This window comes from Arthrobacter sp. SDR-2R (genome assembly GCF_057747955.1).
Window position 1 is genome coordinate 895,832 of sequence record NZ_CM173231.1, and the last position, 21,881, is coordinate 917,712.

Consider the following 21,881-nt stretch of genomic DNA (forward strand, 5'->3'; position numbering starts at 1 on the left):
GCTGCTGTTACTGACCGAGGACTTCGCTCTTGACGCGCTTGCCCATCTCGGCAATAGCGTCGTCCACCGGGCGTTCACCCACCATGATGAGGTCGTGCTCCTGGTTCAGGACCTTGTCTGTCGCAGCGGACTTGTCGCTGACCGGCATTTCCAGGGCAATCTGGTCCGGGGTGAAGGCCTTCTTGGACAGGTCGTCCGTGGGCATCCCCTCGAGCTTGAAGTAGGCGTCCTTGACGGCATCGTTCTGCAGGGCCGGAACAACGCCGATCCTGGAGATCGCCTTGGCGCCCTCCTCACCGGCTGCCCATTCAATGAACTTCCTTGCCTCGTCCGAGTGCGCAGCGTTCTTGTTTACGGCGAAAGCCGTGGGGGAGCCGAACGTGGTAACCTTCCCGCCCTCGCTCTTCTGGGGCATGGGAGCCAGGCCCCAGTTTACGTTCGTCTTTCCGTCCTTCTTAGCCTGCAAAATTCCTGCGATGTACCAGGTGCCCATGGGCATCATGGCAGCCTGCCCACTTTCAAACATGGTGCGGTAGCTGGTCTTCTGGCTCTTGGCCGTCCCGAAATCCAGTGTGGCGCCGCTCTTCTGGAGGTCCAGTGCCGTGTTGTACTGGTCCTTGAAGAAGCTGTAGTCGCCGCTGTTCTGGTCGGCGTTGTTCTGTGCGGCGGCGATGGCCTGCACCACGGAACGCCAAATGTGGTGGTAGGTGCCGTACACCTTCTTGCCGCCCGCTTCGGTGGTGAGTTTCTTGGCAAGCGCGGTGTACTCGTCCCAGGTCAGGTCCGCCGGGTTCTCCACGCCGGCGGCCTTGAGCAGGTCCTTGTTGTAGTACAGCAGCCAGAAGTCCCGCCGGTACGGCGCGGCGAAGTACTTGCCGTTGATATCGAACGCATCAATGCCGGCCAGGTTGTCCTTGCCCACCTTGTCCACCACAGTGTTTATTTCCTGCAGCTGGCCGTTGTTGGCGTAGCGCGCGTAATCAATGACGTTCTTCATGGTCAGGACGTCCGTGGTGTCGCCGCCGGCCAGCATGGTGGTGACCTTCTGGGGGTAGTCGTCCGCCAGGATGTCCACGGGTTCAATGTCCACCTTGGGGTTGGCGGCCTCGTAGCTGTCGAACAGTGCCTTGAATTCGGGGGTGCCTTCGTAGTTCCACACGGACACGGTAAGGCGGGTCTTTCCGTCCTGGCCTTGGGGTTCGGCCGGGCCGGCTGCCCCGGCGCAGCCGGTGAGTCCAAGGCCGGCAGTCACTGCCAGGGCGATGGCGGCGAGGGTTGTGCGCTTCATTGCGGTCTCCTTACTAGGTTTTCAAATGGGCCGCGGGCTGCGGCGGTTACGTTGTCAGGCGCTGAGTGAAAGGTCCGCGGACACCACTTGCGCGGCCAGCTGTTGTCCGGTGAGGTACCGTTCGAGGTCGTTCAGGGCGGCGTCGGACATGCGGCGGGTTTCGGTGCCCAGCGACCCTGCAATGTGGGGGGTGATCTGGACATTCGGGAGGTCGTACAGCACCGAATCCGCCGGCAGCGGTTCGGGCTCAGTCACGTCCAGCAGGGCCTGGATGCGCCCGGTAGCGCACTCGGCTTCGAGGGCCTTCGTGTCCACGAGTGAGCCCCTGGCCGTGTTGATCAGCGTTGCGTTGTCCTTCATGGCCCGTAGTTCGGCCGCGCCGATCATGTGTTTGGTCTCGGGTAGGGCAGGTGCATGCACCGTCACCACGTCCGATGCGGCCATCAACTCCGGGAGGGACACCAGCTGCCCTCCCTCCGCGGCCACGGCGGCGGGTTCCGCGTAGGGATCGCTGACTAGGCAACGGACATCCTGCAGTTGCTGGACCAGGTGCACTACCCGGCGTCCAATGCGGGAGAACCCGATGACGCCAATGACCCGTCCAATGTTGCCCAGCTCACCCCGTTTCGTGGTGTAGTTCCAGTCGTCCCGGAAGACCCGGGCATCATTGGCCAGCACGTGTGCCTTCTTTCCAGCCAGCACGATGGACGCAAAGGTGAACTCCGCTACCGGGATGGCATTGGCGTCTGCCCCGTTGGTCACCAGGATGCCCCGCTCCCACAGTTCCGGAGTGACAAAGCTGCGCACGGTGCCTGCGCAATGGAATATTGCACGAAGCTTTGGCATGCGTGCGAGGGCGGCACCGTCGAGCCGCGGCACGCCCCAGCTCGTCAGCAGGATTTCAACATCGGCCAGGCGCCCGGCAAGCGCAGGCCGGTCAAGGGACGCGGTCCAGGGTTCCGGGCCTAGATCTACCAGGCGCGCCAAACGGTCAAGCCGTGTGGAATCGAACTGGTCAGCAAATGTTTTCTGGTTCATGACCAGCAGGGCCTTGGGTTTCCGCGCCACTCGGGCCTCCTTTCCTCCGTGAAGTGAAATGCGGGAATCCGCGTTCCATGTCTTGCATCACATCTAACAATCAGTAGATACTCATGAACAAGACAGAACATTCAACGTGGTCATGGTCGTCCTAAAACGATCGTATTCGAACAAGAGAACCGGTTTCTGCATGACAACCACCACAGGCCATTCCGACGCGGAGCGTCCGGCACCGCTCATCTCCGCATGGTGCCAGGCCGCCACCGCTGCGGAGTTGGTCACGTCACTTCAGGGCGCAACTAAGCGACTGTCCGTCCCGCCCGCTGAGGCGTCCGCATGGAGTGCAGTTCCGGCTGACGCCCTACGCATGATCAGGGAGCAGGCCGGCACGGAACGGGGAACTCCGTGGCCGCAGCCCCTGGTGTCCCATTACGCGCGCTTCTTCCGCGACGGGAACCGTACCGCGTACGAAAGCCTGGTGCGTGCACGGCAGCAAAGGCTTACCCGCGCGGTGGTCATGGCCCTGACGTCAGCGGACCGTGAGGCCACCGACCTCTGGCTCGACGAATCTATCGACGGTGCCTATCTCCTGTGCGAACAGAGTTCCTGGAGCTGGGCGGCCCACGATGATGTCTACAGCCGCTCTGGAGAAGTTGTCCCGGACCTGGCCCGGCCCTTCCTGGACCTGGGCGCCGGCGAGGTGGCTGCCCAGCTGGGCTGGCTGGACCACGTGCTGGGCAGTGAACTCGACGCGCGAGCCCCTGGCCTGCGGCGGCGCCTGCGCGATGAGGCGGCTGCACGCGTCTTCCAGCCGTTCCTTGAACGGCTGGACTGGCACTGGCTGGGCCTGGACGGGGACGTCCACAACTGGAACCCGTGGATCCACTCGAACCTGGGCGCCGCCGCACTGTTCCTGGTGGAGGATCCCCACCTCCAGGCACGGATCATGGAACGGTGCATCGAGGGCCTGGACCGCTTCCTGGCCTCAATCCCGGTTGACGGCGCCATCGATGAAGGATTCGCCTACTGGTGGAACGGCGCGGGGCGGGCGCTGGAGGGGCTCAAGCTGCTGGAGGAGGCCACCGGAGGAGCCGTCGACGCCGGACTGCCAGTCGTCCGTGAACTGGTGGCCTTCCCGCACCGCATGCACATCGGAGGTTCCTGGTTCCTGAACGTGGCAGACGGGCCGGCGCGGGCGGCGGACGCCCTCCCCTGGGACATGCTGCACGGCTGGGCGGACCGGCTGGGGGACCAGGATGCAGCGAACCATGCCGCGTCGATGCTCGCCCGGGAGCCGGATGCCGCTGCCGGGCTGGGCCGCGTCCTGCACTCGCTCCTCGCCACCTCACCGAGGCCCGCAGGGACCCCGCCACTGGTTTCCTTCAGCTATCTCCCGTCCGTCGAGATCATGGTGGCCCGCCAGAAGGCCGGGTCTACGGAGGGGCTGCTCCTGGCAGCGAAGGGCGGCCACAATGGCGAGCACCATAACCACCAGGATGTGGGTTCTGTGGTGGTGGCGGTGGATGGTGTTCCCCTCCTGGTGGACGCCGGCCAGCCCACCTACACGGCGAAAACCTTCGGCCCGGAGCGCTACGGCATCCGCGCCATGCAGAGCGCATGGCATAGCGTCCCGGCGCCATGGGGGCTTGAGCAGGGCACGGGCAGCGAATTCACCGCCCAGGTCCTTCGGCAGCCCACGGTCCACCAGCCCCGCCTGGAACTTGCCCTCGGCGCAGCCTATGGCCTCGATCCCGGGCAGTGGGTTCGCACTTTCGATCTCGACAGAAACACCGGCCGCGTCACCATCGGGGACCGCTGGGAGCTTCCGGAGTCCGCGGCACCGGGGACGCCCGACGTCGACATCACCTACCTCACGGCCGGTACCCTGCGCCGTGGACCGGACGGGGCGGCCACTGTGCATCCCGCCGGAATCCCCACCGCCGCAATCCCGGGAAAACCATCGGGCCGCGGAGCCGTGCTGCGCTGGGAGCCGGCCACCGCCGTCGTGCTGGTGGATGAATGGCACCTGGATGATCCGCTGCTGGCGGACATCTGGGGACAGTCCCTGACCCGGCTTCGCTTCCGCATGCCCGCAACAACCGGTGCCGACGGCGCATTCACCCTCACCGTGGAGGCAGCATCATGAGTCCTGACCAACCCGCCGAGCCCGCAGGAAAATCCCTCTTCTCGCTTCAGCGCAGGGAGCGGCTCATGGAGGAGCTGCGCGCCCACGGCGCCATCACCGTCCGGGACATCGCCGGCAAGCTGGGCGTCAGTGAACTCACCATCCGCCGCGACGTTAATCTCCTGGCAGATGAGGGCCTGGTGTCCCGCGTGCACGGCGGGGCCACGCTTCCCAGCCCGCTGGACCGGACCGCCGCCGGGCGCGCAGTAACCCACAGCTACTCAATCGGCATGGTGGTGCCGTCCCTGGATTACTACTGGCCGCAGGTCATCAGCGGCGCCCGTGCCGAAGCGGAAGAGCAGAACCTGCGGATCATGGTCCGGGGTTCCACATATGACGCCGCGGACAACCGCCGCCAGGTACAGGCCCTGCTGGACACCCAGAACATTGACGGGCTGATCGTGGCACCTGACATGGGAGGGGAACGCGGCCAGGAACTGCTGCGGTGGCTGAACGCGCTTCCCATTCCCGTGGTGCTGGCCGAACGGCGCGCACCCGCAGAAGTCCCCGCCCACCGCCTGGAATGGGCGGCAACGGACCACGCGTTCGGTGCCGGCATGGCCGTGCGCCACTTGTGGCAGGAAGGGCACCGGCGGATCGGCTGCCTGACCGACTCGTCCAGCCCCACCAGCCCGCACGTGGTCCGCGGTTGGCAGCAGGCCCTGGCGGCGCTGAAAATCCCACTCCAGGAAACCGTCCACGAGGATTCGGTCAAGCAGGGGGACGGCGGGCGCAGCGCCCACTTCGATCATGTCCTGGAGCTCTGCCGCAAAACCGGCACCACGGCCATGCTGGTGCATTCAGACACCCAGGCGGTGGCGTTCGTGCAACATTGCGTGGACCGGGGGCTGGCAGTTCCGGGCGACATCGCGGTAGTGGGCTACGACGACGAGGTAGCCTACCTGGCAGAGCCGGCCATCTCTGCCGTCCGTCCGCCCAAGCACTACGTGGGCAAGGTGGCTGTGCAGCTCATGGCAGCTCGGCTTGCCGAGGGGCGCATGCGCCCGGTGCACCGTGTGGAACTCAACCCCGAACTGATCCTGCGGGACTCCTCAATAGGCGCTCCGCGGCTGCCTGCCATGGGCGTACTCGAGGATTCCCGGTGACCGCCCCGCTGGGCGGTGCGCCCACCGCCCTGCTCCTCACCGGCGAGGGACGGTATGCGGATCCGTGGCACCCGTTCGCTGACACCTCGCATGCGTTGGCAGGCCTGTTGCGGGACACGGGCTTCGACGTCGTCATTTCCGGCGATGTTGACGAAGCGCTGGCCGACCTTGCACATGCGGACGCCGCTGGCCTTCCTTCGGTACTGGCCGTGAACGTCGGCCTGCCCCGTGACGGCCGCCCGTCGCCGGGAACGCCGGATGCCTCGGCAGGGCTAGTGCGGTGGCTGGGCTCGGCCCGGCCAATGCTGGTGACCCATTCAAGCTCCACCAGCTTTGTTGACCTGCCTGCCTGGGAGGACGGGCTGGGCGGCCGCTGGGTCAGGGGCACGTCCATGCACCCGGATTATGGGCCGGCTGCCGTCCGTCTCCTTCATGACTCCGGGCCGGTGGTTGCCGGCATCCCGGATTTCGTGCTGCCGGATGAGCGCTACAGCTATCTCAGCACCTGCCCGGACATCACCGTTCACGCCACCCACAGGCACGACGGACGTGACCATCCGCTGATGTGGTCCCTGCACCGGGGGACCGGCACGGGCGGCAGGCGGGGCCGGACCTTCTATGACGCCCTGGGCCACGACGCCGCCTCGTATTCGTCCCCTGAACACCGTGCCATCCTGCTGCGGGCCATCGCCTGGCTCGGTGGCAACTGAGACAACCCAAGGAATCCATGACCACCTCTGCACTCCCTGCTGCCCTGGTCCTTCCGCCACTGGACCGCGAACTCTCCCCGTTCACCGGCTTGACCCGTGAGCACTGGTGCGCCTGCGCCGACCACCTGCTGCGGTCCGCTCACCGTTACTCCACCGGTGATCACGCCAACTTGTACCTGCCCGGCGCCACCAGCAACTATGGCCCTCGCAGCGACTCCCTGGAGGCCTTCGCCAGGACATTCCTGCTGGCGTCTTTCCGGATCGCCGGCAGCCCGGAGGACACCGGATGGCTTGTGGATTGGTACGCGCAGGGGCTTGACGCCGGAACCGACCCGGCCAACCCTGACCGCTGGCCCACGCCGGGGGAGCTGGGCCAGGCGAAGGTGGAAGCCGCCTCGCTCGCGGTGGGCCTGTCGCTTACCCGGGAGCTGCTGTGGGACAAGCTGCCGCAGCGGGTCCAGGAGCAGCTCATTGCCTGGTTCGAGACCGTGATCGGCGGCCAGTACCCGCCCATCAACTGGGTGTGGTTCCAGATCGTCGTGGAGATGTTCCTGGCCAGCGTGGGAGGCCAGTTCTCCAACGCCGACATCGACGCCGGCCTGGCCATCCACGACTCGCTGTACCGGGGCCATGGCTGGTTCGCCGACGGCCCGGAGCGGGCTTACGACCACTATGTGGGCTGGGCATTCCAGGTCTATCCGCAGCTGCTGCAGCTGATGGTACCGGAGGACCCGCGTGTCCAGGCCAGAACTGCTGTTGACGGGGAACGGCTTGCCGATTTCCTTGATGACGCCGTGCATCTGGTGGGGGCTGACGGCGCCCCGCTGGTCCAGGGCCGGAGCCTGATCTACCGGTTTGCGGCGGCTGCGCCCTTCTGGTCAGGGCAGCTCTTGGGCCATACCCGGCTCAGCCCTGGCCTCTCGCGGCGGGCCGCGTCCGGGATCCTGGGCTATTTCCTGGAACGCGGGGCAGTGAACCGCGACGGTTTGCTGACTATCGGGTTCCACGGCGAGTTTCCCGGCATGAAGCAAGCCTACTCCGGGGCCGGCTCGCCCTACTGGGCGGCCAAGGGGATGATGGGCCTGGCCCTGCCGGCGGACCATCCCGTTTGGACCGCGGTGGAGGAGCCGTTGCCGGTGGAGGTTGGAGACACGCAGCGCTTCATTGTTGCGCCGGGCTGGCAGGTGGACGGGACTGTGGCAGACGGCATCGTCCGGGTCCTCAACCATGGGACCGACCACGCCAACCCCGGCGTCCAGGTGGCCGATTCGCCGCTGTATGCCCGCTTGGGCTATTCCACGGCCACCTTTCCGGACTTGGAGCCGGAGTCGCTCGATAACGCGGTGGTCTTCGAAGATGCCGGCGGCCGGCTGACGCACCGCACGGGATTCGAATTCTTGGGGCACTTCACGCTGGACGGTATTCAGGTGGGAGCCTCCCGGACCGCCACCAGCTGGATCGCCATTGATCCCGACTGCGGTCCCGACCACGGCAGCGGCGCCGCCGGGACCGCAACTCCAGGCCCCGAGGCCACAGTGGTGTCCCTGACGCGCGGTGCCGTAGAGCTGCGGCTGGTCCGCGTCCGTGGCGGGTCCAGCCTTGCCGCCAGGATGAGGATCGGCGGGTGGCCCATCGAGGCAGGCTCCGCGCTTGCCTCCGAGGTCAGGCCCGTCCCCTGGGGAGGGAAGCTCGACGACGGCGGAACCTGGGGACGGCAGGCGCCGTACCCTATGGGATCACACCTGACCATCCCCTGGATCGGCACGTCGGGTGGGGTTGCAGACGGCGACTATGCCGCCGTCGTCGGACTGGGAGGGCAAGGCCTGCATGTGGAACTGGACGGCTCGCACGTCCTGCCGGACGGCCGTTTTGCCTTCGTCGACGGCAGCACAGTGGATCCCATCGACGTCTGGGCCCGGCTCGGGCTGTAGCCGTTTGCGCCTACTGCTCCTGGAACCACTCCCGGGCAGGGTTGGTCACCGCCGGGGCTGAACGGGCCAGCTCCGGCTGGGCGGCCCACTTCACGCCGTTGGCCAGGACCCGCTGGATCTGCGGGTGGTGGTACACCGGGTACTCCTGGTCGCCGGGGCTGAAGTAGAAGATGCGGCCCTTGCCCCGGGTGAACGTAACGCCGGAGCGGAACACCTCGCCGCCCGCGAAGGAACTGATGAAGATCAGGTCGTCCGGATCCGGGATGTCGAACAGTTCGCCGTACATCTCCTGTTCGGGAATGACGATGGGACTGTCCACGCCTTCGGCGATGGGATGGGACGGCTTGACGGTCCAGACCAGTTCCCGCCCGCCGTCGTTGCGCCAGGCGAGGGAGCAGCTGGTGCCCAGGAGTTTGGTGAAGATCTTCGCGAAGTGCCCCGAATGGAGCACAATCAGTCCCATGCCGCCAAGCACGTGCCGGTGGACGCGTTCGACGACGGCGTCGCCCACCTCGGCGTGGGCCATATGGCCCCACCAGAGCAGGACGTCCGTCTCCGCAAGCACCTCCTCGTCAAGGCCGTGCTGGTCGTCGGTAGCCAGGACCGCCGTCGTGATGTCAGCGTCCGGGAAGTAGGAACGAAGTCCTGCCGCAATGGCACCGTGGATGCCGTCAGGATAGATCTCCCCGATGTGCGACGGCTCGTTGATGGCCTCGTGGACGCCCTCGTTCCACACCCGGATCCTCAGTTTGCCGTTCATTAGAGACGAACCTCCCTCTGCTCAAGTGCGGACTGGTAGCACGCGTCGATGATCTGTGCACGGTAGAGCGCGAGGGAGCCGTCATGCCCGGCCCAAACGGCGTCGCCGCCGCGCACTGCCGTAACGAAGTCTTCCACCACTGCGTCATGCGCGCGGCCCGGGAGCACAGTTGGCACGTAGTCTGCGGATTCGCCGTCCTTGTCGGTAAACACCCGGAGCTGGCCGACCGGCGGGAAGGGTGCGCCGTGCACCTTGAGCTCCGCGCCGCCGTCGGTGCCGTAAACCGTGAAATCGAGCAGGTCGTCCTGTTCCCGGTAGGTGGCCCAGCCCGCCTCGATCAGCAGTGTGCCGCCGCCCTCAAGCCGGAGGAACGCTGACGCGAAGTCTTCCACCTCGAACGCGTGGCTGGTGGCCAGGGCCGTATACCGGCTGCCGCCACCCCTGCCCTGCGGGCCAAGCTCCGAGTGGGTGGCGGCGGAGACAGCCAGCACCTTCGGTTCGCCCAGGAGGTGGAGGGCGTAATCCAGCGCGTGCACCCCGATGTCCGCCAGCGGTCCGCCGCCGGCAAGTTCGGGGTTGGTGAACCAGCTTCCCAGCGTCGGGATGCCGGAGCGGCGCAGCCAGGAAGCCTTGGCGTAGTAGGGCCGGCCCAGCCCGCCGTCGTCGATCACTTCCTTCAACGCCTGGATGTCGCCGCGCCGGCGGTGGTTGAAGGCGACGTCCAGGACACGGCCTGCCTTGCGGGCGGCGTCCACCATGGCCTGGCCCTCGACGGCGTTGCGCGCGATGGGCTTCTCGCTCAGCACGTGGATTCCCCGCTCCAGGGCGGCGACGGCGATGGGTGCGTGGAGGAAGGTGGGCACTGCCACACTGATGGCGTCCAGGCCGCCGTGGTCCAGCATCTCTTCCCATCCGGCGAAACCGTTGGGAATGGCGTACTCGGCCTGCAGGGAGTCACGGAGCTCCTGCTCCATCCCGGCCAGCGACACGATGCGGACACCGTCCAGCTCGGAATAGGCCTTGAGGTGCTGCTGGCCGGCCCAGCCAATGCCCACCACACCCACGCGCAGTTCCGGGTTTCCTCCTGGCGCTGGCGGCTGCTGGACGGGGGTTTGCTGGTTGTTCACGAGGTTCTTTCCTTTTCCGGGCGGCGTTGGGGTGAGGGTCATGGAATCGATTCCAAAGTGGTTTGAATGGTGGATCGCAGAGGTTTTGGAATCGATTCCAAAATCCTTTCAGGAACTGCCCCGGGGAGTCAACCCCTGTCAGTTCTTTGTGGAATCCCGGATGACGAGCTCGTGCGGGAGGAATGTCCGGCCGCGGCGGTGGGCCGGGCCGGTCATCCGTTCGAGGAGTGCTTCGAAGGCCACGCGGCCCAGGTCGTAGGCCGGTTGCCGGATGGTGGTGAGCTCCGGGATGCACATCTCCGCCTGGATGGAATCATCGAAGCCGGCAACCGCCACATCGTCCGGCACCCGCAGGCCGGCGTCGATGATTTCCCGGACGCAGCCCGCCGCCACCGTGTCGCTGCCGCAGAACACGGCATCGGGCAGGCGGTCCATGGCCAGCAGTTCCCTGGTGAGGCGGCGGCCGGCGTGGAAATCGAAGTCACCGTTGGCGAACAGGCCCTGTTCCGCGGCCAGGCCCGCCTCGGACAGGGCCTCCCGGAACCCCTGTTCGCGCAGCCTGCCGGAGCGGGCAGCCCGGTTGCCGATGATGGCAAGCCGCCGGGCGCCTGTCCCGATGAGGTGCCGCGTAATGTCGTAAGCGGCCTGCCGGTCGTCAATGGATACACCGAACGCTGCCTCGGAATCGACGATCTCGCAGACCTGGACAACGCTCAGCTGCTCAGCCAGCGCTTCAACGTCGCCGTCCGGCATGGTGGGGGAAAACAGGATCAATCCGTCCACGGACCCGTTGCGCAGCATATCCACGAGCTGCTGTTCCCGCTCGAGGTCGCCGGACGTCGGGGCGATCAGGCTGACATAGCCGGACAAGGCCGCGGCGTCACCGAAGCCACGGAACGCTTCGCTGATGACGGGGGACTCGAGGTTTTTCGAGAGCGCCAGGATGCGCATGGTGCGGTCGCGGCGCAGGTCGCGTGCGGAGGCGAGCGGGCGGTAGTTGAGCTGCCGGATGGCACCGGCCACCTTTTCCCTGCTTGACGCGCTCACGGCCGGGCTTCCATTCAGCACGCGCGATACCGTGCCGACGGACACTCCCGCCGTTTTGGCGACGTCCTGCACAGTTGCTCGAGCCATTCCGATTCGTCCTTCCGCGGCCACTGGCCTAAGCCGCCCTCCACCCCGTGGTTGCGATTTTCAGCTTAGCCGCCGTTGCGGGTGCGGCGGGCCGGCTGCTGCGGCCACCATCATGCCCATCCCTTCCCGTCGGCTGAAACATGCATTTAACGTTCCTGTCCGACGCACGAAATCACCCCTTGGCTAATCTGGTGCAACAAGGTTTACTGATAGCTAACGCCAACCCTGACAGGAATGTTTCGATGACGAGTGTCGCAACCCCTGCTGTGACCCCAATGCCAGAAGGCGGCCTGAAGGCGCCCGCGCCGGCCGAAGAACCAACCATCTCCCTGGCCGATATTGCGCGGGCCCACAACGTCCGCTTCCTGCTGGCCACGTTCGTGGACATGACCGGGAAGCCCTGCGCCAAGCTGGTCCCGGTGGAGGCCGCGGCTGAACTCGAGGACGGCGCCATGGGGTTCGCGGGCTATGCCGCGGGCCTGATGGGGCAGAAGCCGCAGGACCCGGACCTGATCGCTGTTCCCGATCTGGCGTCCTTCACCCCGGTCCCCTTCATCAAGGAAGGCCTGGCCATCATCCACTGCGACCCGCATGTGGGCGGGAAGCCCTGGCCCTACGCCCCGCGCGTCATCCTGAAGAACACGTTGGCCGGCCTGGCGGAGAAAGGCATGCAGGCCAAGGTGGGCGCCGAGGTGGAGTACTTCCTGGTGAAGAAAAACGACGACGGGACGCTGAGTACCGCCGACGACAGGGACGATTCGCCCCGCCCCTGCTACGACGCCCGCGGCGTCACCCGGATGTACGACCACCTCACCTCCATTTCGGAGGCGATGAACTCCCTGGGCTGGGGCAACTATGCGAACGATCACGAGGACGCCGCCGGCCAGTTCGAGCAGAACTTCAACTTCACGGACGCGTTGACCACGGCGGACCGCGTGGTGTCCCTCCGCTACATCCTGAATATCCTGGCCGGGCAGCGCGGCATGACCGCCACCTTCATGCCCAAGCCGTTCACCGACCGCACCGGCACCGGCCTGCACTTCCACTTTTCGCTGTGGGCAGGTTCCGATCCGCTGTTCCCCAGTGAGGGAACGGACGACGGCGGCCGCGGCCTCGGGCTTTCCGGCCTGGCTTGTTCGTTCATCGCCGGGATCCTGGAACATGCTCCTGCGCTGCAGGCCTTCCTCGCCCCCACCGTGAACTCCTACAAGCGGACCGGCGCCACCACCAGCTCCTCGGGTGCCACCTGGTCGCCGCGGAAGGCATCCTTCGGCGGGAACGACCGCACCCACATGATCCGGGTGCCGGACAACAAACGGATCGAGCTCCGCTCCGGCGACGGCTCCGCCAACCCGTACCTGGCCATCGCCACCGCCCTTGCCGCCGGGCTGGACGGCGTGGAGAAGTCCCTGGATCCGGGTCGGCCGTCCGGGCCGGGAGAGTCCAAACCCGACGCGCATCTCCTTCCGGCCACGCTGCTCCACGCCGTGGAAGCACTGCGGAAGGACCCCGTGATCCTGGCCAGTCTCAGCGGGGATCCTGCCGTCGGCGGCTACTACGCGGACGCCAAGGAAGAGGAATTCCTCAGCTGGCACAACCAGGTCAGCGACTGGGAAATCCGCACGTACCTGACCTCGATTTAGCAACCCACACATCCAAGAAAAGGACTTTCCATGTGCGGAATCGCCGCGCTGCAGCTGCGCAATCCCTCGCTGCACCCCCAAATGGGCGCCCTGCTGTCCTCCATGCTCTGCCAGATCGTGGACCGCGGACCAGACTCGGCCGGCCTGGCCGTCTACAACACCCCGGGCCTAGTTTCCCCCGGAACCTCCACCCTCAGCCTCCTGGGCAAGGACCAGGGAATGACGCCGGCGGCCATCACCGCCGGCGTGGCCGTCCTCCTCCCGCTGGACGCGGCAGCAGCCGTCCGCGTGGTGGGTGACACCACCCTGGTGAGTGCCGGCGTCGGGACGGACCTCCTGGTGAAGGCCGTCGGCGAAACCCTGCCCGCCGCCACCATCATTGGCCGTGGCGAACACGTGGCCGTGATGAAGAGCGTGGGCCATCCCATGGAGATCGCCGCCGAGCACGGACTTGAGGCGATGGCCGGCAGCCAGGGCCTGTCCCACACCCGGATGGCCACCGAGTCAGCCGTCACCGCCGGGGGCTCGCACCCCTTTTCCGTGGCCGACGACCTCTGCCTGGTGCACAACGGCTCCTTCTCCAACCACGCCACCGTCCGCCGGGAACTCAAGCGCGAAGGCGTGGTGTTCGATTCCGAGAATGACACCGAGGTGGGCGCCCGATACGTAGCCTCCCGCCTGCAGCAGGGCGACACCCTCGAGGAAGCCCTGGTGAACCTGGGTAAGGTCCTGGACGGCTTCTACACGCTGGTGGTCACCACGGCGGACAGCATGGCCGTGGTCCGCGACCCCATCGCCTGCAAGCCGGCCATCATCGCCGAAACGGACGACTACGTGGCCATGGCCTCCGAATACCGTGCCCTGGCCGGGCTGCCCGGCATCGACAACGCCCGCATCTTTGAACCGGAACCCGGAAAGGTCTACACATGGTCACTCTGACGGCCCCCGAAACTTTCGCCCCGACGGCCGCCCCCGATGCCGGGCAGGTAGTGGTTGACCTGGCCATCAGCTCTGTCCGGGAACTGAACCAGGCCATCCACGACGCCGAAGACGGCCAGTCCTGGACCGTCACCAACCCCGGCGGGAAGCACAGCCTGGCCGTTGGCATCGACGCGGACATCGCGGTGGCCATCGACGGCCATGCCGGCTACTACGCAGCCGGGATGCACCAAAAGGGGAGCGTGGCCATCAACGGCAATGCCGGCGTCGGGCTGGCGGAAAACATCATGTCCGGGAAGGTCCATGTGACGGGGGATGCGTCCCAGTCCGCCGCGGCCACCGGGCACGGCGGCCTGGTGGTCATCGACGGCAACGCCGGAGCCCGCTGCGGGATCTCCATGAAAGGCGTGGACATCGTGGTGGGCGGCAACATCGGCCACATGTCCGCCTTTATGGCCCAGGCCGGCCGGCTGGTGGTCTGCGGCGACGCCGGTGACGCCCTGGGCGACTCCATCTACGAGGCACGGATCTACGTCAAAGGCACGGTGGCCTCCCTCGGCGCGGACTGCGTCGAAAAGCCGCTGCGAGATGAGCATCTGGCCGAGCTCGCGGAACTGCTCGCCGCCGCCGGGCGTACCGACAACCCGGCCGACTTCAAGCGCTACGGCTCAGCCCGGAACCTCTACCACTTCCACGTCGACAATTCGACTGCCTACTAGGAGGCTACCGTGACCATTACCTCCATGCCCGCCCCTGACATCGCTGAGCTTGGCCTGCGCGAGTCCGCCACCTTCGACCGCGCCACCATCGCCGACATCCAGCGCGCGGCCGCCACCGGCGTGTACGACATCCGCGGCTGGGGCGCCAAGCGCAAGGTCCCGCACTTTGACGACCTGCTCTTCCTCGGCGCCTCCATGTCCCGCTACCCGCTGGAGGGCTACCGCGAAAAGTGCGATACCGACGTCGTCCTCGGCGACCGGTACGCCAGCCGCCCGCTGCACCTGCAGACCCCGGTGACCATCGCCGGCATGAGCTTTGGCGCCCTCTCCGCCAACGCCAAGGAAGCGCTGGGGCGCGGCGCCTCCGAGGTGGGAACCTCCACAACCACGGGCGACGGCGGCATGACGCCCGAGGAGCGCGGCCAGTCCAGGCACCTGGTGTACCAGTACCTGCCGTCCCGGTACGGCATGAACCCTGACGACCTCCGCAAGGCGGACGCCATCGAGATCGTGCTGGGCCAAGGCGCCAAGCCCGGCGGCGGGGGCATGCTCCTGGGCCAGAAAATCACCGAACGCGTCGCCGGGATGCGCACCCTGCCGGTGGGCATCGACCAGCGCTCCGCCAGCCGCCACCCGGACTGGACCGGCCCGGACGACCTGGAAATCAAGATCGGCGAGCTGCGTGAAATCACCGACTGGAAAACCCCCATTTACGTCAAGATCGGCGCCTCCCGGCCGTACTACGACACCGCCCTGGCAGTGAAGTCCGGCGCGGATGTGGTGGTGGTGGACGGGATGCAGGGCGGGACCGCCGCCACGCAGCAGGTGTTCATCGAGAACGTGGGCATCCCCACCCTGGCCGCCATCCCGCAGGCCGTCCAGGCCCTCCAGGAACTCGGCGTCCACCGCAAGGTCCAGCTCATCGTCTCCGGCGGAATCCGGACGGGGGCCGACGTCGCCAAGGCCATGGCCCTGGGTGCCGACGCCGTGGCCATCGGCACCGCGGCGCTGATCGCGCTGGGCGACAACGATCCCCGCTACGCTGCCGAATACTCCGCGCTGGGTTCCGCCGCCGGCTTCTACGACGACTTCCAGGACGGCCGCGACCCCGCCGGCATCACCACCCAGGACCCCGAATTGTCCTCCCGGCTCGACCCGGTGGTTGCCGGCAAGCGCCTGGCCAACTACCTGCGCGTCCTGACCATGGAGGCCCAGACCATCGCCCGGGCCTGCGGAAAGTCGCACCTGCACAACCTGGAACCGGAGGACCTGGTGGCACTGACCATCGAGGCGGCCGCCATGGCCCGGGTGCCGCTGGCCGGGACCAGCTGGATCCCGGGGGCAGGCCAAGGGGGCTTCTGATGACCGAGGCTTCCGACTATGTGGTGGTGGGTGCCGGCCTGGCCGGCGCCGCCACCGCCTGGCAACTGGCATCCCGCGGCCACCAGGTCACCCTGCTGGAACGCGACATCCCCGCCGCGCACGACGGCAGTTCCCACGGATCCGCCCGGATCTTCCGCTACGCCTACCCGGACCCGTTCTACACGCAGGCGGTGCTGGACTCGAAAGTCCTGTGGGACAGGCTCGCCCTGGATGCCGGCACGGAGCTGATCACACCTTTCGGGGCGGTGGACCACGGGTCCAGGCGGCAACCGGACCTGCTCGCCAAGGTGCTCGCCGACGTCGGAATTGACCACGAACTCCTCTCCGCCGCGGACGCCCGGAAGCGGTGGCCGCAGATCGCCTTCGACACGGAGGTCCTCTGGCACCCCGGCGCCGGCGTGATCGACGCCGAAACCGCGGTCAACGCCATGGTGTCCCTCGCCGTCAGGAAGGGGGCGCGGCTACTGACGGGCTGGCACCTGGAGAGCATTGAGGGGGACGGCACCGGCTACCGCCTCTTCTCCTCCACCGAGGAAACGTTCGACGCGGGCCACGTGGTGGTCAGCGCGGGCGGCTGGCTGCCGGAGCTGCTGGGCTCCCTGTCACTTCCGGCGGGCTTCCTGGCCGCGCTCCCGGCGATCACCGTCCGGCAGGAGCAGGCGTTCCACTTCCGGTACAGGGACCACGACGGCGGCGCAGCCCCGGGTGCGGGCCCCTGGCCGACGTTCATCCACAAGGCGGCGGACATCCAGGCCTACGGTCTGCCCGGGGGCCGGGATGCCGGGTTCGCGGGCCAGAAAGTCGCCGAATACAACGGCGGCAGGCTCATTCCTTCCGCGGCAGGCCAGACGGGCCGGGTGGACCCGGCCAACCGCGCACGGGTGGTGGACTACGTGCGCCGCTGCCTGCCCGGCCTGGACCCGGAACCGTACGCCGAAACCACCTGCCTGTTCACCAACACTCCAAACGAGGACTTCCTCATCGACCGCGTGGACAACCTCACCGTCGTCTCGCCGTGCTCCGGGCACGGGGCAAAGTTCGCACCCCTGATCGGCCGGTGGGCAGCGGACGTGGCCACCGGCAGCGGGAATGTTCCGGACCGGTTCCGGAGCGCCTCTTCCACAGCATTCACCACCTAGAACGGACACCGTGAGCATTTCCCAGACAGCACCGGCGGCGGAGGCCCTGCCCTCCGCCGCAGCCGGCACATCCACTGTTACCGGCCTCCTGCAGGACATCTCCACCGTCGGCAGGGATGCCTCCCGCGGCGGCTACTCCCGCCCGGTATTCTCCACCGCCGAGACGGACCTCCGCAGTTGGTTCATTGAGCAGGCGGCCCGGCGCGGGCTGGACGTGCACACGGATGCCAACGGGATTATCTGGGCCTGGTGGGACACAGCAACGGGAGTGCGGAAAGACGCCGTCGCCACCGGAAGCCACCTCGATTCCGTCCCCGGCGGCGGGGCGTACGACGGCCCGCTGGGGGTCGCCTCGGCACTGGTCGCCGTCGACCTCCTCAAAGCGCGGAACTTCCGGCCGCGGCGGCCGCTGGCGATCGCCGTCTTCCCGGAAGAGGAGGGGTCGCGGTTCGGCGTGGCCTGCCTGGGCTCACGGCTCCTCACCGGGGAACTGGAGGCCAACAAGGCGCGCAACCTCAAAGACCCGGACGGCAACACGTATGCGGATGTCGCCGCGGCAAACGGCCAGGACCCGCGGCTTATCGGCGCGGACTACAAGACCCTGCAGCAGCTGGGGATGTTCGTGGAACTGCACGTCGAGCAGGGGCGGGGGCTGATCGACCTCAACCAGCCGGTGGCCATCGGCTCGTCGATCCTGGGCCACGGCCGCTGGAAGCTGAGCATCACGGGGGAGGGGAACCACGCCGGCACCACGCTGATGAAGGACCGCCGGGACCCGATGATCGCCGCGGCCAAGGTGATGGTTTCCATCCGGGACACTGCCCGCAAATACCGTGACGCCCGTGCCACCGTGGGCCGGCTGCAGCCCGTTCCCGGCGGCACCAACGTCATCGCCTCCCGCGTGGACCTGTGGATCGACGTCCGGCACCCGGAGGACTCGGTCACCGCGGCCCTGGTGGAAGCCATCGGGCTCAACGCCCAGGTCCTTGCCGCCGAGGAAAACTGCACGGCGAGCCTGGGCACGGAGTCCCTGAGCCCCACAGTGCATTTTGACGGCGGGCTGCGGGACCGGCTGCGGGAACTGCTGCCTTCCGCGCCGGTGCTGGACACCGGCGCCGGCCACGACGCCGGCGTGCTGGCCGCGCACCTGCCCACCGCCATGCTGTTCGTCCGGAATCCCACGGGCGTCTCGCATTCACCGGACGAACTGGTGGAGAACTGGGACGCCGAAGCCGGCGCGCTCGCCCTGGCGGACTCACTCTCCGGCCTGCTGGGTGAGGCACGGGCGATCGGCTAGCGCCGCCGTCGTCCGTCCACCCGCCTAAGATGGCTGACATGACCGAACAGGCCCGGGACCGCGCAGAAGACCAGCACGCCGGCGACGGATCTGCAGAGGTAGCCGGGCGCCTGGAACAGGTCATCGCGGCGCAGGTGCGGCACTACCGCACGGCCGCAGGCCTGTCGTCCGCTGAGCTTGCCGCCCGCACCGGCCTGTCCAAAGCCATGATTTCGCGGGTGGAAACAGCCACCACATCCTGCTCGCTCACCACTTTGCAGCGGCTGGCGGACGGACTGAAGGTTCCCGTGACCGCGCTGTTCCGCGGCGCGGACACGGACCGGGACGCCACCTTCACCAAGAGCGGCCAGGGAAGCCTCACCGTCCGCAGCGGAACCCAGCATGGCCACGAATACCGTGTCCTGGGCACGCTGAAAGGGCGCACCGACGCCATCGAACCCACGCTGGTCACCCTCACCGACGCCTCCGACGTGTTTCCCCTCTTCCAGCACCCGGGCACCGAGTTCATCTACATGCTCTCCGGCAGGATGGTGTACGGCCACGGCTCCTACGAATACGCCATGGAAGCGGGCGACTCGCTGCTGCTGGACGGCGAAGGCCCTCACGGACCGCTGGAGCTGCTGGACCTGCCCATCCAGTTCCTGGCGATTTCCGCCAAATAGCTTCCTGTTGCCGGCTGTTTCTGCAGCAACTCCTGCGTGCGGCGGGACGCCTGAAACTCGGTGGCGGATGACCGAAACGATCATTTAACACGCCGGAAACCCACCCAGAAACAGCCGCCATACAGTTGGAACCAGACGGCAACAGCCGCCCCTCCGCTGAACGTGGTCTCTCCATCCGCGTCCCTCCACGGAGCGGCTCTGACGGCAACTTACCGTTCTCTCTTCGCATCTTGAAAGGGGTTTCCCATGGATTCGGGAAATGTCGCTTGGATTTTGGCCAGCTCGGCGCTGGTTTGCATGATGATCCCCGCCCTGGCCCTGTTTTACGGGGGCATGGTGGGGTCGCGGCGCATCCTCAACATGATGATGATGTGCTTCGGCGGCGCCAGCCTGGTGGCCGTGCTCTGGGCATTGTTCGGGTACTCGATGGCGTTCGGCAACTCGGTTGGGGGGCTGGGGCTGATCGGTGACGTCACCGAGTTCCCCGGCATGGGGCAGATGCTGGCAAAGGATGACGCAGCGTCCATCCCGGTCATCCTGTTCGCCGCATTCCAGCTGTTCTTCGCCTGCGTCACCACGGCACTGGTTGCCGGCGCGGCGGCCGGGCGCATGAAGTTCGGCGCCTGGATGCTGTTCGCAGGCATCTGGGCCACCGTGGTCTACTTCCCCATCGCGCACTGGGTGTTCGCATTCGACTCGGCGGACGGCAGCACGGCTGGCGGCTGGATCGCCAACGGCATCAAGGCCATCGACTTCGCAGGCGGCACCGCGGTCCACATGAACGCCGGTGCGGCCGCCCTGGCCCTGGCCCTGGTCCTCGGCAAGAGCTCCGGCTGGCCCAAGGTGGAACACGCCAAGCCGCACAGCCGGCCGCTGGTCCTGGTGGGCGCAGGCCTGCTGTGGGTGGGCTGGTTCGGCTTCAACGCCGGTTCCGCCCTCTCCGCCGGCCAGTCGGCGTCGGTGGTCTTCCTCAACACCGCTGTGGCCGCATCCGCCGGTCTGCTCGCCTGGGCCCTGGTGGAGCGCGTCCGCCACGGTGCCGCCACCAGCATGGGCGCCGCCTCCGGCCTGATCTCCGCTCTCGTGGCCATCACCCCCGCCTGTGGTGCCGTCAGCCCATTGGGCGCGGTGGCCATCGGCGCCATCGCCGGCGCTGTCTGCTCCCTGGCCATCGAGCTGAAGTTCCGGCTCGGCTTCGACGATTCCCTCGACGTCGTCGGTGTCCACCTAGTGGGCGGCATCCTGGGCACCCTGCTCATCGGCCTCTTCGCCACCGACGCAGCACCCAACGCCGTCAGCGGCCTGTTCTACGGCGGCGGGGTTGAACTGCTGGGCGTCCAGGCCCTCGCCACCGTCACGGTCCTGGTCTACTCCTTCGGCATCACCTGGGTCCTGGCAAAGATCCTGGACAAGACCATTGGCCTGCGCATCAAGCCCGAGGACGAACTGCGCGGCATCGACCTCGCAGCCCACTCCGAGCTGGCGTACCTGACGGACGAGGACCCGGTGGAACTGGGCTCGCCGCAGCGCGTCTCATAAAAGCTGCCGGGCGCCCGCCTGCTGGGGGCGGCGCCCGGTGCAGTGTTCACACGGAGTGTCCCACGCGCCCCAGCGCACGAGTCAGGGCCAAACCTTGGACCGGTGCCGGCAGCCGCCGGCTTATAGTTCCGGGGTTTGGCCCTTCTGTGTTCAGTGTTCCGTGCAGACCAGGATGCCGTCGCGCACCTCAAGCATCGCGGCCCGTATGTGGCTCAGCCGGGTGCGCGGGTCCGGCGCCATGGTGCCGATGTCCTCGCCGTTCCAGTGCGGGTGCGTGAAGTAGACCAGCAGTGCCCGCTCCGCGCCGCCGTCGCCAGAGTCCCCACCCTCAAGCGAGACCACGTCCGCGTGGCGTCCGACGACGGCCCGCCCGTCCACCGATTCCGGCGCCGTGAGGATCAGCCCGTCCAGGTGCTCCTGCCGGGTCCAGTTTCCGGTAGCGTCGCGGGAGCGGTAGACGCCCTGGCCTCGCCATTCGTCCACGATCATCCAGTACCAGCCGCCCAGCCGGAAGACCTTGGGCCCTTCGTGCGGCCGGCCAGGGATCGCGACGCCCTCGCGGACCCAGGATGCTGGATCCGCCGGGGTCTCCGTCACGGCGCTGTAAGTATTTGAGCCTCGGGTTTCGTCCTTGTACCAGAGCCGGTACCGGCCGTCCCCGCACCGTGCCACGGCGGCGTCGATGACCCGCGGTGAGGCCAGGTCCACGGCGCCCAGGTACTCCCAGTGCTCCAAGTCGCGGCTGGCAAGCTGGACGATTCCGGCCGTCCCGGTCCAGTCGGTGCGCCTGCCGCCGAGGACCGAGAGGTACATGATCCACCGGTCGCCGATGCGTACGACGTCGGGCGCCCAGAGGGTTGCCGGAAGGTCCGTTCCGGGCGGGATAAGTCCCCCGGCGGTGCCTTCGTAGCGCCAGGTGGCGCCGCCGTCGGACGACCGTGCGACGCCGATCCCGGTGCCGTGCACCCATTCAACCCCCGTCAGCCCCGGAGCGGTGGCGCGGCGCTGCGTGTAGAAGAGGACCCACTCGTCCCGCAGGTGGTCCGCCACCAGGACGGGATCTGTGGGGCCGTCCCACACCGGGTCGCGGTACGGGTTGGCAAAGGCGTCAGGACGCAGGTGGGGGAGGGTCGGCGGTGCAGTCATGTGCTGGGACACAATTTCTCCAACGTTGTAGTTTGCGTTGGGCACCAGCATAGGCTGCGATTTTCGACGCGCAAACGCACTTGCGCTGCGCGGATTCCCTGGCGCTACCAAGATGTGGGCCGCGACAGTGAAGAT

18 protein-coding genes are annotated in these 21,881 nt (G+C 67.3%); 12 read left to right on the forward strand and 6 right to left on the reverse strand.

Annotated features, from left to right (window positions below; translation table 11 throughout):
- Positions 1 to 7: 7 nt before the first annotated feature.
- On the reverse strand, positions 8 to 1,288 hold the full coding sequence (locus AC3ANU_RS04120; protein ID WP_488315502.1) for an ABC transporter substrate-binding protein: 1,281 nt from the start codon (positions 1,286 to 1,288) through the stop codon (positions 8 to 10).
- Between the two features lie 54 nt (positions 1,289 to 1,342).
- The gene (locus AC3ANU_RS04125; RefSeq protein WP_488315503.1) at positions 1,343 to 2,356 is read right to left on the reverse strand and encodes a hydroxyacid dehydrogenase; all 1,014 of its coding nucleotides are present in this window, start codon (positions 2,354 to 2,356) and stop codon (positions 1,343 to 1,345) included.
- A gap of 160 nt (positions 2,357 to 2,516) precedes the next feature.
- Between AC3ANU_RS04125 and AC3ANU_RS04130 the strand changes: the two genes are divergently transcribed.
- Genes AC3ANU_RS04130 through AC3ANU_RS04145 form a run of 4 tightly spaced genes read left to right on the forward strand, consistent with a single transcriptional unit; the run spans position 2,517 to position 8,258 of the window.
- Positions 2,517 to 4,472: a heparinase II/III family protein gene (locus tag AC3ANU_RS04130; protein WP_488315504.1), complete on the forward strand. Its 1,956-nt coding sequence runs from the start codon at positions 2,517 to 2,519 to the stop codon at positions 4,470 to 4,472.
- The gene (locus AC3ANU_RS04135) at positions 4,469 to 5,617 is read left to right on the forward strand and encodes a LacI family DNA-binding transcriptional regulator (RefSeq protein WP_056391843.1); all 1,149 of its coding nucleotides are present in this window, start codon (positions 4,469 to 4,471) and stop codon (positions 5,615 to 5,617) included. The genes AC3ANU_RS04130 and AC3ANU_RS04135 overlap by 4 nt, the downstream gene beginning before the upstream one ends.
- A complete protein-coding gene (locus AC3ANU_RS04140) occupies positions 5,614 to 6,327 on the forward strand; it encodes a ThuA domain-containing protein (protein ID WP_478222784.1) in 714 nt (237 codons plus the stop codon). Before AC3ANU_RS04135 ends, AC3ANU_RS04140 begins: the two co-directional genes overlap by 4 nt.
- Positions 6,328 to 6,344: 17 nt before the next feature.
- Positions 6,345 to 8,258, forward strand: coding sequence for a DUF2264 domain-containing protein (locus tag AC3ANU_RS04145; protein WP_488315505.1), 1,914 nt, complete (start codon positions 6,345 to 6,347; stop codon positions 8,256 to 8,258).
- Between the two features lie 10 nt (positions 8,259 to 8,268).
- Here the strand turns inward: AC3ANU_RS04145 and AC3ANU_RS04150 are convergent, their stop codons facing one another.
- The 3 genes from AC3ANU_RS04150 to AC3ANU_RS04160 form a co-directional block, all read right to left on the reverse strand.
- Complete coding sequence (locus AC3ANU_RS04150; protein ID WP_488315506.1) at positions 8,269 to 9,018, reverse strand: ThuA domain-containing protein; 750 nt, start codon at positions 9,016 to 9,018, stop codon at positions 8,269 to 8,271.
- Positions 9,018 to 10,187: a Gfo/Idh/MocA family protein gene (locus tag AC3ANU_RS04155; protein WP_488315507.1), complete on the reverse strand. Its 1,170-nt coding sequence runs from the start codon at positions 10,185 to 10,187 to the stop codon at positions 9,018 to 9,020. Before AC3ANU_RS04155 ends, AC3ANU_RS04150 begins: the two co-directional genes overlap by 1 nt.
- 96 nt (positions 10,188 to 10,283) lie before the next feature.
- Complete coding sequence (locus tag AC3ANU_RS04160) at positions 10,284 to 11,279, reverse strand: LacI family DNA-binding transcriptional regulator (RefSeq protein ID WP_223992860.1); 996 nt, start codon at positions 11,277 to 11,279, stop codon at positions 10,284 to 10,286.
- 242 nt (positions 11,280 to 11,521) lie between these two features.
- Between AC3ANU_RS04160 and glnT the strand changes: the two genes are divergently transcribed.
- The 8 genes from glnT (at position 11,522) to AC3ANU_RS04200 (ending at position 20,600) form a co-directional block, all read left to right on the forward strand.
- Positions 11,522 to 12,922: a type III glutamate--ammonia ligase gene (glnT, locus tag AC3ANU_RS04165; protein WP_488315508.1), complete on the forward strand. Its 1,401-nt coding sequence runs from the start codon at positions 11,522 to 11,524 to the stop codon at positions 12,920 to 12,922.
- A 30-nt stretch (positions 12,923 to 12,952) separates the two neighbouring features.
- Positions 12,953 to 13,861 carry a class II glutamine amidotransferase domain-containing protein gene (locus tag AC3ANU_RS04170; protein WP_488315509.1) on the forward strand — a complete coding sequence of 303 codons (909 nt, stop codon included), beginning with the start codon at positions 12,953 to 12,955 and terminating at the stop codon, positions 13,859 to 13,861.
- Positions 13,849 to 14,580 carry a GltB/FmdC/FwdC-like GXGXG domain-containing protein gene (locus tag AC3ANU_RS04175; protein WP_134165052.1) on the forward strand — a complete coding sequence of 244 codons (732 nt, stop codon included), beginning with the start codon at positions 13,849 to 13,851 and terminating at the stop codon, positions 14,578 to 14,580. Before AC3ANU_RS04170 ends, AC3ANU_RS04175 begins: the two co-directional genes overlap by 13 nt.
- A 24-nt stretch (positions 14,581 to 14,604) precedes the next feature.
- Positions 14,605 to 15,942, forward strand: a complete 1,338-nt coding sequence (locus AC3ANU_RS04180; protein WP_056392081.1) for an FMN-binding glutamate synthase family protein — start codon at positions 14,605 to 14,607, stop codon at positions 15,940 to 15,942.
- Entirely contained in the window at positions 15,942 to 17,102 is a 1,161-nt protein-coding gene (locus tag AC3ANU_RS04185) for an FAD-dependent oxidoreductase (RefSeq protein WP_488315510.1), read from the forward strand. The genes AC3ANU_RS04180 and AC3ANU_RS04185 overlap by 1 nt, the downstream gene beginning before the upstream one ends.
- Positions 17,103 to 17,112: 10 nt before the next feature.
- A complete protein-coding gene (locus AC3ANU_RS04190; protein ID WP_488315511.1) occupies positions 17,113 to 18,399 on the forward strand; it encodes an allantoate amidohydrolase in 1,287 nt (428 codons plus the stop codon).
- 38 nt (positions 18,400 to 18,437) lie between these two features.
- Positions 18,438 to 19,061 carry a helix-turn-helix domain-containing protein gene (locus AC3ANU_RS04195; RefSeq protein WP_018770059.1) on the forward strand — a complete coding sequence of 208 codons (624 nt, stop codon included), beginning with the start codon at positions 18,438 to 18,440 and terminating at the stop codon, positions 19,059 to 19,061.
- Positions 19,062 to 19,307: 246 nt separating this feature from the next.
- Positions 19,308 to 20,600 (forward strand): ammonium transporter, encoded by a 1,293-nt coding sequence (locus AC3ANU_RS04200; protein ID WP_018770060.1) that lies wholly within the window; start codon positions 19,308 to 19,310, stop codon positions 20,598 to 20,600.
- A 150-nt stretch (positions 20,601 to 20,750) separates the two neighbouring features.
- On the opposite strand, the gene AC3ANU_RS04205 is transcribed toward AC3ANU_RS04200, so the two are convergent.
- On the reverse strand, positions 20,751 to 21,797 hold the full coding sequence (locus AC3ANU_RS04205) for a family 43 glycosylhydrolase (protein ID WP_018770061.1): 1,047 nt from the start codon (positions 21,795 to 21,797) through the stop codon (positions 20,751 to 20,753).
- Between the last annotated feature and the right edge of the window lie 84 nt (positions 21,798 to 21,881).

What these genes read in the sequence shown, in the direction of transcription:
- AC3ANU_RS04135 (WP_056391843.1), top strand. Translation starts at nt 4,469, where the DNA reads ATGAGTCCTGACCAACCCGCCGAGCCCGCAGGAAAATCCCTCTTCTCG.
- AC3ANU_RS04120 (WP_488315502.1), bottom strand. Translation starts at nt 1,288, where the DNA reads ATGAAGCGCACAACCCTCGCCGCCATCGCCCTGGCAGTGACTGCCGGC.
- AC3ANU_RS04195 (WP_018770059.1), top strand. Translation starts at nt 18,438, where the DNA reads ATGACCGAACAGGCCCGGGACCGCGCAGAAGACCAGCACGCCGGCGAC.
- AC3ANU_RS04180 (WP_056392081.1), top strand. Translation starts at nt 14,605, where the DNA reads ATGCCCGCCCCTGACATCGCTGAGCTTGGCCTGCGCGAGTCCGCCACC.
- AC3ANU_RS04130 (WP_488315504.1), top strand. Translation starts at nt 2,517, where the DNA reads ATGACAACCACCACAGGCCATTCCGACGCGGAGCGTCCGGCACCGCTC.
- AC3ANU_RS04155 (WP_488315507.1), bottom strand. Translation starts at nt 10,187, where the DNA reads ATGACCCTCACCCCAACGCCGCCCGGAAAAGGAAAGAACCTCGTGAAC.
- AC3ANU_RS04160 (WP_223992860.1), bottom strand. Translation starts at nt 11,279, where the DNA reads ATGGCTCGAGCAACTGTGCAGGACGTCGCCAAAACGGCGGGAGTGTCC.
- AC3ANU_RS04175 (WP_134165052.1), top strand. Translation starts at nt 13,849, where the DNA reads ATGGTCACTCTGACGGCCCCCGAAACTTTCGCCCCGACGGCCGCCCCC.
- AC3ANU_RS04170 (WP_488315509.1), top strand. Translation starts at nt 12,953, where the DNA reads ATGTGCGGAATCGCCGCGCTGCAGCTGCGCAATCCCTCGCTGCACCCC.
- AC3ANU_RS04205 (WP_018770061.1), bottom strand. Translation starts at nt 21,797, where the DNA reads ATGCTGGTGCCCAACGCAAACTACAACGTTGGAGAAATTGTGTCCCAG.
- AC3ANU_RS04200 (WP_018770060.1), top strand. Translation starts at nt 19,308, where the DNA reads ATGGATTCGGGAAATGTCGCTTGGATTTTGGCCAGCTCGGCGCTGGTT.
- AC3ANU_RS04150 (WP_488315506.1), bottom strand. Translation starts at nt 9,018, where the DNA reads ATGAACGGCAAACTGAGGATCCGGGTGTGGAACGAGGGCGTCCACGAG.
- AC3ANU_RS04185 (WP_488315510.1), top strand. Translation starts at nt 15,942, where the DNA reads ATGACCGAGGCTTCCGACTATGTGGTGGTGGGTGCCGGCCTGGCCGGC.
- AC3ANU_RS04145 (WP_488315505.1), top strand. Translation starts at nt 6,345, where the DNA reads ATGACCACCTCTGCACTCCCTGCTGCCCTGGTCCTTCCGCCACTGGAC.
- glnT (WP_488315508.1), top strand. Translation starts at nt 11,522, where the DNA reads ATGACGAGTGTCGCAACCCCTGCTGTGACCCCAATGCCAGAAGGCGGC.